This is a genomic window from Pseudomonas sp. AL03, from assembly GCF_029960815.1.
Classification (GTDB): Bacteria; Pseudomonadota; Gammaproteobacteria; order Pseudomonadales; family Pseudomonadaceae; genus Aquipseudomonas.
Genome location: NZ_JASBRE010000002.1, coordinates 76,291 through 89,443, shown reverse-complemented (window position 1 = coordinate 89,443; position 13,153 = coordinate 76,291). Strand labels below are relative to the sequence as shown.

The following is a 13,153-nucleotide window of genomic DNA, read 5'->3' as shown; positions in this document are numbered from 1 at the left end:
CCGCTCGCTCCTACAGGGTTGGTGGTGTTTTTAGGCGCTGAGTACGCGGCACGCCTCAGCCGGCAACGTCACTGACACCGGATTGCCAATGCTCAACCCAAACCCCTGACACGGCGTACTCAACGCCGTAAACGAAACCCCCGAACACTCCACAGTCGTTTCAATCGTCGCGCCGATATCGCGCACGAACGTCACCTTACCGAGCAACCGATTCCCCGCCGTCGCCTGTGGATGCGACAGCTGCAGGTCTTCAGGGCGAATCAGCATTTTGACTTTCTCCCCCACCACAATGCTGCTGCAGATCGGCACTTGCAGCGCAGCGCCACCCGGCAACCCAATCTTCCCGTTGCCCAGCGCCGTGGCCGGAAAGATGTTGCCCGATCCGATAAAGTCCGCGACGAATTCGTTGGCCGGGTGCCGATAAATCTCAATCGGCGTGCCCACTTGCTGCACCCGATGCTCACCCAGCACCACCACGATATCGGCCATGGTCATGGCTTCACGCTGGTCGTGGGTCACCAGGATGGTGGTGATGTTCAAGCGTTGTTGCAGCTGACGGATTTCCACTTGCATCGACTCGCGCAATTTGGCGTCCAGCGCCGACAACGGTTCGTCGAGCAGCAGAATTTTCGGGTGATTGGCGATCGCGCGGGCAATTGCCACGCGCTGGCGTTGACCGCCGGAGAGTTTCGACACCGGACGGTCGATCATTTCCTGCAACTGAATCAGTTGCAGCAACTCCACCACTCGCGCCTGCTGATCGGCCTTGCTGACGCCACGCAGTTTCAGCGGATAGGCGATGTTCTCCCCCACCGTCATGTGCGGAAACAGCGCCAGCGATTGAAACACCATGCCGAAATTACGTTGATGCGCCGGGGTGTGGCCGATGTCTTCACCGTCCAGGCGAATCTCGCCGCCGCTCAGGGTTTCGAGCCCTGCAATCATGCGCAGCAAAGTGGTTTTGCCGCAGCCCGAAGGGCCGAGAAAACACACCAGTTTGCCCTCGGGCAAATGCAGGTTTACATCTTTTACCGCGCAGGCCGAGCCGTAATGTTTCTCGACGTTTTCCAGAATCAGACCAGTCATGTTGCACCTCAAGAATCAGAACGAAACGCCACCTTCACCGACCAGCTTCTCCAACGCCCAGATCAGGACGAAGTCGATCAGCACGATCAGCACGGCAAACGAGAAAACGGTAGGGTCGAGCGAAGACACGGTGCGGCTGTACATCCAGATCGGCACGGTCATGACGTCGATGGTGTAGAGGAAGTAGGTCACGGTGAATTCGTTGAACGAGACGATGAACGCCAGCAGCATGCCCGCCAGGATTCCCGACTTCATCAGCGGCACCACCACATCGATAATCGCCCGGGTCGGCGAGGCACCGAGCATCTGCGCGGCCTCTTCGACTTCGCTGCCGATGGACAGCATCGCCGCCGTGCAGTTTTTCACCACGAACGGTAACGCCAGGATCACGTGAGCAATCACCAACCGCGAGGTGGTCATTTGAAACGGCAGGCTGTCGAACACCAGCAGCAACGCTAGCCCCAACACCACCATCGGGAACACCAACGGCAACGACATCAATTGCAGCGCCACGGCTTTACCGCGGAACTCACAACGGGTCAGGGCATAAGCCGCCGGCACTGCGACAATCGTCGCAAACACCATGGTCAGGCACGCGACCATCAGGCTGGTGGTCATGACTTTGCCGAGGCTCAGCACATCGCTGGAATCCGGCGACACGAAGGTGTTCCAGGCAGCCTTGTACCATTGCAGGCTGTAGCTGCTCGGCGGGAAGTCGAGGTTCGACGCACCGCTGAACGACATCACGATCATCGTCAGGATCGGCAACACTGCCAACAGCAGAATGAAGCCCGACAGGATGCCGGCAAACTTGCCGGTCTCGCCGGGCAGCAGCCCATAACGCTTCTTGATCACAGAGCTCATTGCGAAGCCTCCAGCATGCGCCGACGACGGCCAGTGATGTATTCGGACAAGGTCATGATCGCGAGCGTGGTGACAATCAACACCACACCGGCAGCGGACGCGGCGGGCCAGTTCATCAGCGGAGCGATCTGGTCATGGACCATCACGGCCAGCATCGGCACGCGACGGCCACCGAGCAGCAACGGCACCACGAAGCTGCTGGCGTTGTAGGCGAACACCAACGTCGCGCCAGTGATGATCCCCGGCATACTCATCGGCAGCACCACCTGACGGAACACTTGCAAACGGCTGGCGCCCAGCGTGGCGGCGGCTTCTTCATAAGTACGGGCGACCCCGCGCATAGCGCTGGCTATCGGCAGCACGGCCAACGGGAACGCGGTTTGCACCAGGCCCATCAGTACGCCGTTCTGGTTGTACAGAAACATGATCGGTCGCTTGATCAGGCCCAGGCCCATCAGCGCCTGGTTGAGCATCCCGCCCGGGCCGAGAATCACCAGCCAGCCGTAGCTTTGCAGCAGCAGGTTGACCAGCAATGGCAGCAGCACCGCCGCGAGGAAGATCCGCCGTACGAAGGGTGAGGTCAGCCGCGACATGGTGTAGGCCACCGGAATCGCCAGCACCACCGCGATCACCGCGCTGATCAGCGCCAGACGCAGGGTCAGCAGCAAGGATTTGAGGTAATACGGTTCCAGCAATTGGGCATAACTGGCCAGGCTGAACCCGGTCCATTCCGCGCCCTTGGTGCCCACGCTCATGCGCAGTACCAAGAGGCTGGCGGCGATCAATACGCCCAGAAACAGCATCGACGGCGAGAGGAAAAACCAGGCACGCGTCGTCGGCGAAACACCCCGTTTGGTGCGCGATGGAGCGGCGCTTACCGGATGAGTCAAAGGTTGGTGTTCCATAGCAAAGGTCTCGTCAATGGAAGATCGTGGCGAGTGCTGCGCACTCGATCGCGGGCAAGCCTCGCTCCTACAGGTATTGCGACGCTCTTGTAGGAGCGAGGCTTGCCCGCGATGAGGTTCGAAGAACCTCCCTGCGATTCAGATCAGGAAGAAAAGATTTCCGTGTAACGACGAATCCATTGGTCATGCACGGAGGCCAGGAAGGCGTTGTCGTGCATGATCGCCTTCTCGGCAATCTGCTCCGGCGTGAGGATGTACGGGCTCTTGCGCGCTTCGGCGGAGATGATCGCCTTGGCGTTGACCGGACCGTTGTAGATGTCCTCAGCCATCTTGCCCTGCACCAGTGGGTCCAGAGAGTGGTTGATGAAGGCGTAGACCAGGTCGGTGTCACCCGGACGATTCTTCGGCATGACCGAGAGCATCAAGTCGGTGTAGAAACCTTCCTTCATGCCGAACGTGGCGCCCAGACCGTAGGCTGGATCGCGGATCTGTTTCGGGAAGAATGCCGGTGCGTACAAGCCACCCATGTCCAGGGAACCGGTGCGGAACAGTTCGGCGATCTGGTTCGGGTTTTCACCCAAGGTCACTACACGGTCCTTGAGCTCGGCGAGTTTCTTGAAGCCCGGTTCGATGTTGTGCTCGTCACCACCGGCCAGTTTGGCGGCGATGATGATCAGGTCCATCGCTTCGGTCCAGTTCGGCGGCGGCAGGAAGATGTTCGGCGACAGGTCGGCGTCCCACAGGGCGGCGTAGCTGTCCGGCGCTTCTTTAACGGTGCGGGTGCTGTAGACCAGACTGTTGCACCAGAGCAGGTAACCGATGCCGTGGCCATTAGCGCCGGTGCGGTATTTCTCCGGTACATCGACCAGGTTGGGGATGCGGTTGAGGTCGGGTTTTTCCAGCAGGTTGGCCGCGGCCAGACCTTCGGCGCCGACGCCGGCCAGGGTGATGATGTCGTACTGCGGACGATCACCAGCGGCCTTGAGTTTGGCGACCATTTCCGAGGTACTGCCGGTGCGGTCAGCAATGACCTTGCAGCCGTACTTGTCCTCGAAGGTTGCCGCGATATTGCGCAGTGCCGCGAGGCCGGTGTCATCGGACCAGGTCAGCAAACGCAAGGTCTTGCCCTGGAAGCGTGTGTCACTGGCGTTGGCCCGGATGAAGGGCATGCTCATGGCCGCCGCAGCTACCGACGCCACGCCCACGGTTTTGATGAATTGACGTCTGTTTAAATCATGCTCGCCCATGAAGGACTCCCTTTGTTTTTTTAAGTATGAGGTTGGTCGCAACCGTTGCATCCGCGCGGTCAGATCGGCTTAAAGTCCCCGGTTTCAAAGGGTTTGAGCTGAAATGACCGCTTCATCCTGAGGTCGTGCAAAACACCTGACTATCGAAAAAAACTCATTGTAGCCATGACGTCAGTGCATGCCTCATCAAGAGGCAGGTACTGACCGTTTTCGAGCCGTCAGAGCGCCCGAATCACGTGTTTGATTTCCTGGAAAGCCTGCAAACCCCACGGCCCCAACTCGCGGCCGATGCTGCTCTGTTTATAACCTCCCCAGGCGGTCTGCGGGAAGATCACTTGCGGCGCGTTGATCCACACAAGCCCCGCCTGCAAAGCGTTGGCAACCCGGTCTGCAGCTTCCGCGTCGCGAGTGACGACGCTGGCCACCAGACCGAACTGGCTGTCGTTGGCCAGGGCAATCGCCTCGGCTTCAGAGGCAAAATTGCGCACGCAGATCACCGGCCCGAAGATCTCTTCACACCACAACGCACTGTCCAAGGGCACATCAGTGAAAATCGTCGGCTGCAAAAAATAGCCGCGCGGCAGGTCTGCCGGACGATTGCCGCCGCACATCAGCTTGGCGCCAGCACTCAAACCGCGATCGATGTGGCCGAGCACACGCTGGTATTGCGCCTGATTGACCAGTGCGCCCATCTCCACGTTCGGATCGAACGGGTCGGCCACGCGAATGGCTTCGGTGCGGGCCTTCAAACGAACAAGAAATTCATCCGCCAGTTCATCAGCGACCAGCACACGGCTGGTGGCCGAACACATTTGCCCGGCGTTGAAGAAACCACCGCCACAGGCCACTTCCACGGCCAGTTCGATGTCGGCGTCTTTGAGCACCAGCAGCGAGGATTTACCGCCCAGTTCCAGGCTCACGCCTTTGACGGTTTCCGCCGCGCGTTGCATGACCTGCACGCCGACGGCGTTGCTGCCAGTGAAGGAAATCTTGGCCACGCGCGGGTCGGCCGACAACGGCGCGCCGACGGCCAGGCCGGTGCCGCAGACCAGGTTGAACACACCCTTGGGCAGACTGGCCTCAGCGATGATCGCCGCCAGTTCCAGTTCTGGCAGCGGTGTCACTTCGGACGGCTTGAGCACCACGCAGCAACCGGCGGCCAGGGCCGGGGCGAGTTTCCAGGCGGTGGTGACCATCGGGAAGTTCCACGGCACGATCAGGCCCACTACGCCGCAAGGTTCGCGGCGCACACGAGCGCTGAAATCGTCGGTAGGCAACTCGACATTGCTGTCCTGCCTGGCGTCCAGACCTTCGGCTAAACCGGCGTAATAGTCGAACGTGGCGATCACGTCATCGACGTCGATGGCCGCTTCGAACAGTGGTTTTCCGTTGTTGCTCGACTGCAAGTGCATCAACTGTTCACGACCGGCCTGCACCCCCGCAGCGATTCTGCGCAGGATCGCGCCGCGCTCGGTGCCGGTGGTTTTCGACCATTGCTTGAAGGCGTTGGTCGCGGCAGTAACGGCGTGATCGACCGCGCGCTCATCGCCGCCATTAACGGTGGTCAACAGGGCTTCGGTCGCCGGGTTGATCACCCGCAAATGTTCGTTGCCGGCCGACCATTGGCCATCGATGAACAGACCGTCCAGTGCCGTTGGGAAAGTCATGCGGAAAGTCATTTCGATACCGCCTTCATCCACTGGGTCTGATCGATTTCAATCAGGGTCGGGCCCTGGCGATCGGCGGCGGCACGCAGTGCGCTGCGCAGTTGTTCGACACCGTTGATGGCTTCGGCTGCACAGCCCAGCGCCTTGGCGACACCGATGAAGTCCGGGGTGTAGATGTCCACGCCAACCGGCTCGATGGCGCGGTTGACCATGTATTTCTTGATCTCTTCGTAGCCCTGGTTATTCCACAGCAGGACGATCACCGGGGTGCGCGCTTCCACGGCGCTGGCCAGTTCCGGCAGGGTAAATTGCAGGCCACCGTCGCCGATCAGGCACACCACTGGAGGCCGAACACCCCCTTCGACGCTACCGCCGAGCCAGGCGCCGATCGCCGCCGGCAAGGCATAACCGAGGGTGCCGTAACCGGTGGACGAGTTGAACCAGCGACGCGGACGTTCCGGGTTGAACGTCAGGTTGCCGGTGTACACCGGTTGGGTCGAATCGCCGACGAATACCGCGTCTGGCAGTTCGTGCAGGACGGTTTCCAGGAAGCGGGTCTGGGCCAGGGTCGGAGCGTCCCAGGTGGCGGCCAGTTCGTCTCGCAAGCGTGCGGCACGGACTTGGCCCCAATCGTTACGGCGCTCGGCCAGCGAGTGATGGGACAGTCCGCTCAGCAAGGCTTGAGCCGCGTTGCGCGAGTCGGCCACCAACGCGACCTTTGGCGGGTAATTACGCACGGTCTGGTCAGCGTCGATGTCTACACGCAGCAGCACACCGGGAATCTCGAAACCGCCCGCGAAGGTGATGTCGTAATCGGTCTCGGCCAGCTCGGTGCCGATTGCCAATACCACGTCAGCCTCGGCCACCAGAGCGCGAGTGGCGGCCAGGCTCTGGGTTGAGCCGATCAGCAACAGATGGTTGGATTCGAGCATGCCTTTGGCATTGATGGTCAAGGCCACCGGGGCGTCCAGCAGTTCGGCCAGTTCAGTCAACTCGGCGGCGGCATCGATGGCGCCGCCACCGGCGAGAATCAGTGGGCGCTTGGCACCGGCCAACAGCGCGGTCATGCGGCTGATGGCGCTCGGCGAGGCACCGGCGCGGTCGATGTTCACCGGGAGACTGCTGAGCAGGTCGTCGGCCTCTTCAACCAGCACGTCCAACGGAATTTCAATGTGCACCGGGCGCGGACGACCGGCCTGGAACAGGGCAAAAGCACGGGCCAGCACGCCCGGCAATTCAGCCGCCGACATCAAGGTGTGGGAGAACGCCGCCACGCCGCCGACCAATGCGCTCTGGTTCGGCAGCTCGTGGAGCTTGCCGCGACCGCCGCCCAACTGGCTGCGCGATTGCACGCTGGAGATCACCAGCATCGGGATTGAGTCGGCGTAGGCCTGGCCCATGGCGGTGGTGATGTTGGTCATGCCAGGGCCGGTGATGATGAAGCACACACCCGGCTTGCCGCTGGTGCGAGCGTAACCGTCGGCCATGAAACCGGCGCCCTGTTCGTGACGCGGAGTGACGTGGTTGATGCTCGAACGGGCCAGCCCGCGGTACAGCTCCACGGTGTGAACCCCGGGAATGCCGAACACCTGCTCGACCCCGTAATCTTCGAGTAACTTGACCAATACTTCGCCGCACGTCGCCATGTCTTTGCCCTTCTTGTTCGTTTGAGACGCCGGGCCTGCGCAGTGTTTATGATGCGTGGGCAGGTCCAGGGATGGCCTCATTGGAACGGGCGACACGTAGCCGCAACAATGGATAAAAAGTCATACTAGCCATGTCCTCACGTCATACCTTGGATCCCAATGAAACGACTGCCTCCCCTGCCGGCGCTGCACACTTTTCTGATCACCGCGCAGTGCTGCAACTTCACCCGGGCTGCCGAACAGCTGTACATCACCCAAGGTGCGGTGAGTCGGCAGATCGCCGGGCTGGAAGCACATCTGGGTTATGAACTGTTCATCCGCCAGGCCCGGGGCCTTGACCTGACCGCCGAAGGACAGGAGTGGCTGCCACGGGTGCAGCAGATTTTCGGCTTGATCGACGAGGCGGTGGAGCAGATCGGCGAGAAGCGCGAAACCCTGCAACTCAAGGCCCCGACGTGTGTCATGCGCTGGCTGTTGCCGCGGCTGTTGCAGTGGCAAAGGGAGCGCCCGGACGTGCCGGTGGAATTGACCACCACGGTCAAACACGGCGTGGACTTTCATCGCGAGCAATTCGATGCAGCGGTGATGTACGGTGCACCGCCGGACGGTTCATTGGTGTCCCAACACCTGTTTGATGAACAGCTGACGCCGGTCTGTTCCAAGCCGTTGCTCGACGGGACGGTGCCGCTGCTGACGCCGGAGGATCTGGAGCAGCACATGTTGCTGCACCCGACCCGGGATGAACGAGACTGGAAGGCCTGGCTGGCAACGGCTGATATTCGCCTGAGCAATGTCGGCAAGGGCCAGCATTTCGAAACGCTGGATCTGGCGATGTCGATGGCGTCCCAAGGGACCGGCGTGGCGATCGGGGATTGGTCGTTGATTGGTGATGATTTGAGCGCCGGGCGGCTGGTCATGCCGTTTGACTTGAAGGTGAAGACGGGGTTGGCGTATTACCTGGTTTTCCCCGAGAAACCCGGGCCTTCGCCGAAGTTGAGGGAATTGATGGGGTGGTTGGTGGAGCAGGCTCAGGCGCGTTGAGCCGAACCCTGTAGCAGTTGGCGAAGCCTGCGTTCGGCTGCGCAGCAGTCGCAAAACCAGACACCTCCGTGTGTCAGAAAAATCGTGGGTATCGGGTTTACGACTGCTTCGCAGCCGAACGCAGGCTGCGCCAGCTGCTACAGGTTTGCGGTGTTGCGGGAATCAGTAGCCCACTGTAAACCGCTGCCGCGAATGTGTCGGTGTTTCCACTTCATCGAGCATTGCAATCGCATAATCAGCAAACGTGATCCAGCTCCGCCCTGCACTGCTCACCAACAAATCATCCTTACCAACCCGAAACGCCCCCGTACGCTCCCCCTCAACAAACTCCGCCGACGGCGACAGGAAGGTCCAGTCCAGCTCCTTTTCCTGACGCAGGTTTTCAAGAAACAAAGCGCCTGCACCCGCCTCAGCCTTGTACGCCTGCGGAAATCCTTCGCTGTCGATGACGCGGGTTCCGTCCGGCAGCAACAGCGAACCGGCACCGCCCACCACCAGCAGACGTTTCACGCCGGCCTTTTTCATTGGACTGACCACGGCGCTGGCAGGAAGCGTCGTGAAGTGCGCGGCGCTGATCACCACGTCATGGCCAGCGACTGCCGCTTGCAAGGCTTCGGCGTCGAGCGCATCAACATTTTTGCTGACCACTCCGGCACGCTGGCCGATCTTCGAGGTGTCGCGGGCGATGGCCGTAACGCTGTGACCACGACGCAGCGCTTCTTCCAGCAGTTGGCTACCGGCACGACCGGTGGCACCAATGATTGCGATCTTGCTCATGACGTTCTCCAGTGTGGATCAGTGTGAGTGGGTGAATCGGGTTACCACTTCATCTCGCCCTTGGCGACTTTGGCACTCAGTTCCAGAGAGCTTTCTTCACCCAGTGTCGGGTAGCGTTTTTTCATCGCGGCGATCAGCGCGGCGGCGTCTTTTGCCTTGGCGGTTTCTTCGTCGAAAGCCTTGATGTAATCGGCGGTGAACTGCACAGCGGCCAGCGAACGGACGCTCTCACCCAGGTAATGACCCGGCACGATGGTTGTCGGCTTCAAGGTTTCAATGGCGTGCAGCGTCGTCAGCCAATCGGCATGGGACTGCGACGTCTGGGTGTCGGCCATCCACACGTGAATGTTTTCTGCGACGACGACGCCACCGACCACGGCCTTGATCGAAGGGATCCAGACAAAGGTGCGATCCGGTTGCTTGCCGTCAAGACCCACCACCTGCAGTTTCTGTCCTTCGAGCATCAGGCTGTCGCCCTTGAGTGCATCCGGCACGATGGTTTTGGCCGGTACGTCGGTGCCCATTTTCGGGCCCCAGAACGCCAGTTTGCCGTCGACGGTTTTTTTGATGTGATCCACGGTCGGCTGCGAGGCGAGCACTTTGGCTTTGGGGAATGCGGCGGTCAGGGTGTCGAGGCCGAAGTAGTAATCCGGGTCGCCGTGGCTGATGTAGATGGTGGTCAGTTGCTTGCCGCTGGCGCGGATTTTTTCGACCACGTGCTCGGCCTGGGATTTGCCGAATTGTGCATCCACCAAAATCGCGTCTTTCTCGCCGCTGACCAACACCGAGGTCACCGGGAAGATCGCCTTGTCGCCCGGGTTGTAGACATCCAGGGTCAGGGTCGATGCCGCCGCTGCGTGGGCGGCGAAACCGAGGGTGGCGGTGGCCAGCAAAATACGTTTAAGCGAGGTGAAGCCGATCATCTGTTGCTCCGTTGTCCGAATGCCATGCTTGGCGATGGGACAGAGCTTAGTTGCATGACTCAGTACAAAAAATGCGATGCTGGAACATAGTTTGTTTCTGAAAGTGGTCAAATCATGGATCGTCTACAAGCAATGCGGGTGTTCGTCACGGTGGTTGACCTCGGCAGCCAGTCGGCCGCCGCCGATCATCTGGACCTGTCACGGCCCGTGGTTTCGCGCTATCTCGCGGAGCTGGAGGATTGGGTCGGCGCACGCCTGATGCACCGCACTACGCGCAAGTTGAGCCTGACCGCCGCCGGCAGTGAAATCCTGCCCCGTTGTCGGCAAATGCTCGACCTGTCCACGGACATGCAAGCCGCCGTCAGCGAACCGGACGATGCGCCGCGCGGCGTGTTGCGAATCAGCGTCAGCACGTCGTTCGGTCAGGCACAACTGGCGGATGCCATGGCCGCTTACGTCAAACGTTACCCCGGCGTCAGCATCGACCTGCAGATGCTCGACCGCACGGTGAACCTGGTGGATGAGCGCATTGATCTGGCGATTCGCACCAGCAACGACCTGGACCCGAACCTGATCGCGCGGCGGCTGACGGTCTGCCGCTCGGTGATCTGCGCCTCCCCCGCTTACCTGCTCGAGCACCCGACGCCACTGCGGGTCGAGGACCTCAGCCAGCACAATTGCCTGACTCACTCCTACTTCGGCAAAAGCCTCTGGCATTTCGAGGAGGACGGTGAGCAGGTGTCAGTGCCGGTGCAGGGCAACATCAGCGCCAACGAAGCCAGCACGCTATTGCGCGCGACGATGGCCGGCGCCGGGGTGGCGATGCTGCCCAGTTATCAGGCCGGTGTGCCTATCCACAGCGGCGAATTGATCCGCCTGCTGCCCCACGCCGAACCTCGGCAAATGAATGTCTACGCGGTGTATGCCTCACGCAAACACATGCCGGCGACACTGCGCAGCATGCTGGATTTTCTGGTGCTCAGATTTCCGGAAGAGCCGGCGTGGGATGTGGGGCTTTAAGGAGAGATCGTTCCCACGCTCTGCGTGGGAATGCCTCAACGGACGCTCCGCGTTCGGCTTCAGATGGGACGCGGAGCGTCCCGGGCTGCATTCCCACGCGGAGCGTGGGAACGATCAATCGGGCATACAGGGCCCGACTGGCTGGCAACTCACTGGCGCTGACCTATGCTGAAAGCAGTACCGAAGGGTATTCGTTCAGAGGTCAACGCCATGAACATCAAAACAAGAAGATACCTCGCCATTTTCATCACCTGCGCGGCCACGCTCGCGCTGTATGGCACCGCAGCCTGGCGCGTCGAGCAGTTGCGACAACTGCCCCGTGAATACGCGAGCTGCAACTTCGAGCGCTGCATTCCCCACAACGCGACCCTCAACGCCCTCCGGTAACGAAGGAGATCAGGCCTTGTTGTCCTGATCGGCCTTCAAACGGTCGCGAAATGCCTTGGGCGAGATCCCCACTCGACGCCGGAACAGGCGCGTGAAGTTGGTCGGATCAGAGAACCCCAACACGTCGGACATCTCATAAATGGTCATGCTGGTATAGGTCAGCAAGCGCTTGGCCTCCAGCAACTGACGCTCGTGCATGATCTGCAACGCCGGTTGTCCCGCCAGCTCTCGGCAGGTGCCGTTGAGGTGGGACACGGAAATCCCCAGCCGATGGGCCAAGTCCTCGACCTTGACGTGTTGGCGATAGGTCTCTTCCACCAGTTGGATAAAACCGTTGAGGTATTCCCGGGCACGCTGCGGACGCTGGCTGGCGTTGCGGCGGGAAATCACCTGGCGGCTGACCCACACCATGATCACGCCGACCAGCGAATGCATGAGCATTTCGCGAGCTGGTTGGTGGCCGGTGTATTCGTCTTGCAGCGCTGAAAACACGCTGTTGAGGTATTCGCCTTCCTTGCCCGCGAGATAACTTTCGGCCTGCGCCAGGGCGTTCACAGCATTGCCCAGTTGCGCCTGAAGATGGGCGACCAGCGGCGCGGCAAGGGTCACCACAAACCCTTCGACGTCCTCGGAAAACCGATAGCCATGCACCGATAACGGCGGCAAAACCAGGATCGCCGGTTCGGTCAATTGCGTACGTTTGCCTTCGATTTCAAGCTCTGCCTGACCTTTGAATACGAAGAGCAACTGACACAAATCGGCGTGGCGGTGGGGTTTGATTTCCCATTGATGTTCGCGGCTGTGTTTGGAAATGGTTTCACAGTGCAGCAAGTCCGGGGTTGGCCAATCCAGGCTTTCACCGTAGAGCTTGAACACTGGAATCGAAGGTAGGTCAGGCTTGTTCATCACTTCAATCCAGGCCTCGGGGGTAGCGGGCGATAATCGCACCGATTGGCAGAATGTACAGATATCGGCTCAGTTTTCCCCTTCAATTGACAGACTCTCGGGGGAAAAATGCAAGCACTCGATCCATAAAAATAATTCACCGGGCATGGTCGCGTGGCACTTGCGAGTCTTGAAAACAATGAAAACGCTGAAAACTCAAATCGCCATCATCGGCGCTGGCCCCTGAGGTCACCCCCAACCTCATGGCCGCTCGTCGGGAGGCGCGGTGGGTGTGGCGTTGATGTCTGCACTGCTGCTGGCGTTGTTGCAGGACTCAAATTTCGCCCACTTGGCAGGCTCTTCGATGATTGCCGAGGGCAGTTCGGGGAATGTGCTGCTAGACGGCTTGAACGCCGCGCCGGGGGATGCGCAGAACGCCTTGCGCGCCGAACTGCTGATGACCTTCCGGCATTTGTTGATGGTCAGCGCGGCGGTGTCGCTGCTGGGGCTGGCGGCAGCGATTGCGATGCCGAACAGGGTGTTGCGTGGGCGGGAAGATAAGGTTCGCTGATCTCTGATACCGATCGTTCCCACGCTCTGCGTGGGAATGCAGCCCGGGATGCTCCGCGTCCCAGCCGAAGCGGACGCAGAGCGTCCATTGAGGCATTCCCACGCAGAGCGTGGGAACGATCAACAGCTGCTACC

At 60.5% G+C, this 13,153-nt stretch carries 12 protein-coding genes and 1 pseudogene; 4 read left to right on the top strand and 9 right to left on the bottom strand.

Annotation, left to right across the window (positions count from 1 at the left end; genetic code table 11):
* Positions 1 to 30 precede the first annotated feature (30 nt).
* From QK293_RS02590 to QK293_RS02565, 6 genes are all read right to left on the bottom strand, one after another.
* Complete coding sequence (locus tag QK293_RS02590) at positions 31 to 1,086, bottom strand: ABC transporter ATP-binding protein (RefSeq protein WP_282375421.1); 1,056 nt, start codon at positions 1,084 to 1,086, stop codon at positions 31 to 33.
* A gap of 15 nt (positions 1,087 to 1,101) precedes the next feature.
* A complete protein-coding gene (locus QK293_RS02585) occupies positions 1,102 to 1,950 on the bottom strand; it encodes an ABC transporter permease (protein WP_282375420.1) in 849 nt (282 codons plus the stop codon).
* Positions 1,947 to 2,855, bottom strand: a complete 909-nt coding sequence (locus QK293_RS02580) for an ABC transporter permease (protein ID WP_282375419.1) — start codon at positions 2,853 to 2,855, stop codon at positions 1,947 to 1,949. Before QK293_RS02580 ends, QK293_RS02585 begins: the two co-directional genes overlap by 4 nt.
* Before the next feature lie 143 nt (positions 2,856 to 2,998).
* Positions 2,999 to 4,102, bottom strand: a complete 1,104-nt coding sequence (locus QK293_RS02575) for an extracellular solute-binding protein (RefSeq protein WP_282375418.1) — start codon at positions 4,100 to 4,102, stop codon at positions 2,999 to 3,001.
* Between the two features lie 218 nt (positions 4,103 to 4,320).
* Positions 4,321 to 5,769, bottom strand: a complete 1,449-nt coding sequence (locus QK293_RS02570) for an aldehyde dehydrogenase family protein (RefSeq protein WP_282375416.1) — start codon at positions 5,767 to 5,769, stop codon at positions 4,321 to 4,323.
* Between the two features lie 8 nt (positions 5,770 to 5,777).
* Entirely contained in the window at positions 5,778 to 7,415 is a 1,638-nt protein-coding gene (locus QK293_RS02565; protein ID WP_282375415.1) for a 5-guanidino-2-oxopentanoate decarboxylase, read from the bottom strand.
* Between the two features lie 159 nt (positions 7,416 to 7,574).
* On the opposite strand from QK293_RS02565, the gene QK293_RS02560 reads away from it, so the two are divergent.
* Positions 7,575 to 8,456, top strand: a complete 882-nt coding sequence (locus QK293_RS02560) for a LysR substrate-binding domain-containing protein (RefSeq protein WP_282375414.1) — start codon at positions 7,575 to 7,577, stop codon at positions 8,454 to 8,456.
* A gap of 162 nt (positions 8,457 to 8,618) precedes the next feature.
* On the opposite strand, the gene QK293_RS02555 is transcribed toward QK293_RS02560, so the two are convergent.
* Positions 8,619 to 9,233: an NAD(P)-dependent oxidoreductase gene (locus tag QK293_RS02555; protein WP_282375413.1), complete on the bottom strand. Its 615-nt coding sequence runs from the start codon at positions 9,231 to 9,233 to the stop codon at positions 8,619 to 8,621.
* Between the two features lie 41 nt (positions 9,234 to 9,274).
* Positions 9,275 to 10,156: an MBL fold metallo-hydrolase gene (locus QK293_RS02550; protein WP_282375412.1), complete on the bottom strand. Its 882-nt coding sequence runs from the start codon at positions 10,154 to 10,156 to the stop codon at positions 9,275 to 9,277.
* A 114-nt stretch (positions 10,157 to 10,270) separates the two neighbouring features.
* Between QK293_RS02550 and QK293_RS02545 the strand changes: the two genes are divergently transcribed.
* Positions 10,271 to 11,176, top strand: coding sequence for a LysR family transcriptional regulator (locus tag QK293_RS02545; RefSeq protein WP_282375411.1), 906 nt, complete (start codon positions 10,271 to 10,273; stop codon positions 11,174 to 11,176).
* A 165-nt stretch (positions 11,177 to 11,341) separates the two neighbouring features.
* Positions 11,342 to 11,563 (top strand): hypothetical protein, encoded by a 222-nt coding sequence (locus tag QK293_RS02540; protein WP_282375767.1) that lies wholly within the window; start codon positions 11,342 to 11,344, stop codon positions 11,561 to 11,563.
* A gap of 9 nt (positions 11,564 to 11,572) precedes the next feature.
* Here QK293_RS02540 and QK293_RS02535 read toward each other — a convergent pair whose 3' ends face one another.
* Entirely contained in the window at positions 11,573 to 12,469 is an 897-nt protein-coding gene (locus tag QK293_RS02535) for a helix-turn-helix domain-containing protein (protein ID WP_282375410.1), read from the bottom strand.
* Positions 12,470 to 12,716: 247 nt separating this feature from the next.
* Between QK293_RS02535 and QK293_RS02530 the strand changes: the two are divergent.
* Positions 12,717 to 13,019: pseudogene (locus QK293_RS02530) on the top strand (MFS transporter); the annotation flags it as partial.
* Positions 13,020 to 13,153 lie beyond the last annotated feature (134 nt).

Excerpts from the sequence above, each read along its gene's own strand:
- QK293_RS02590 (WP_282375421.1), bottom strand. The coding sequence starts at position 1,086 with ATGACTGGTCTGATTCTGGAAAACGTCGAGAAACATTACGGCTCGGCC.
- QK293_RS02585 (WP_282375420.1), bottom strand. The coding sequence starts at position 1,950 with ATGAGCTCTGTGATCAAGAAGCGTTATGGGCTGCTGCCCGGCGAGACC.
- QK293_RS02580 (WP_282375419.1), bottom strand. The coding sequence starts at position 2,855 with ATGGAACACCAACCTTTGACTCATCCGGTAAGCGCCGCTCCATCGCGC.
- QK293_RS02575 (WP_282375418.1), bottom strand. The coding sequence starts at position 4,102 with ATGGGCGAGCATGATTTAAACAGACGTCAATTCATCAAAACCGTGGGC.
- QK293_RS02570 (WP_282375416.1), bottom strand. The coding sequence starts at position 5,769 with ATGACTTTCCCAACGGCACTGGACGGTCTGTTCATCGATGGCCAATGG.
- QK293_RS02565 (WP_282375415.1), bottom strand. The coding sequence starts at position 7,415 with ATGGCGACGTGCGGCGAAGTATTGGTCAAGTTACTCGAAGATTACGGG.
- QK293_RS02560 (WP_282375414.1), top strand. The coding sequence starts at position 7,575 with ATGAAACGACTGCCTCCCCTGCCGGCGCTGCACACTTTTCTGATCACC.
- QK293_RS02555 (WP_282375413.1), bottom strand. The coding sequence starts at position 9,233 with ATGAGCAAGATCGCAATCATTGGTGCCACCGGTCGTGCCGGTAGCCAA.
- QK293_RS02550 (WP_282375412.1), bottom strand. The coding sequence starts at position 10,156 with ATGATCGGCTTCACCTCGCTTAAACGTATTTTGCTGGCCACCGCCACC.
- QK293_RS02545 (WP_282375411.1), top strand. The coding sequence starts at position 10,271 with ATGGATCGTCTACAAGCAATGCGGGTGTTCGTCACGGTGGTTGACCTC.
- QK293_RS02540 (WP_282375767.1), top strand. The coding sequence starts at position 11,342 with ATGCTGAAAGCAGTACCGAAGGGTATTCGTTCAGAGGTCAACGCCATG.
- QK293_RS02535 (WP_282375410.1), bottom strand. The coding sequence starts at position 12,469 with ATGAACAAGCCTGACCTACCTTCGATTCCAGTGTTCAAGCTCTACGGT.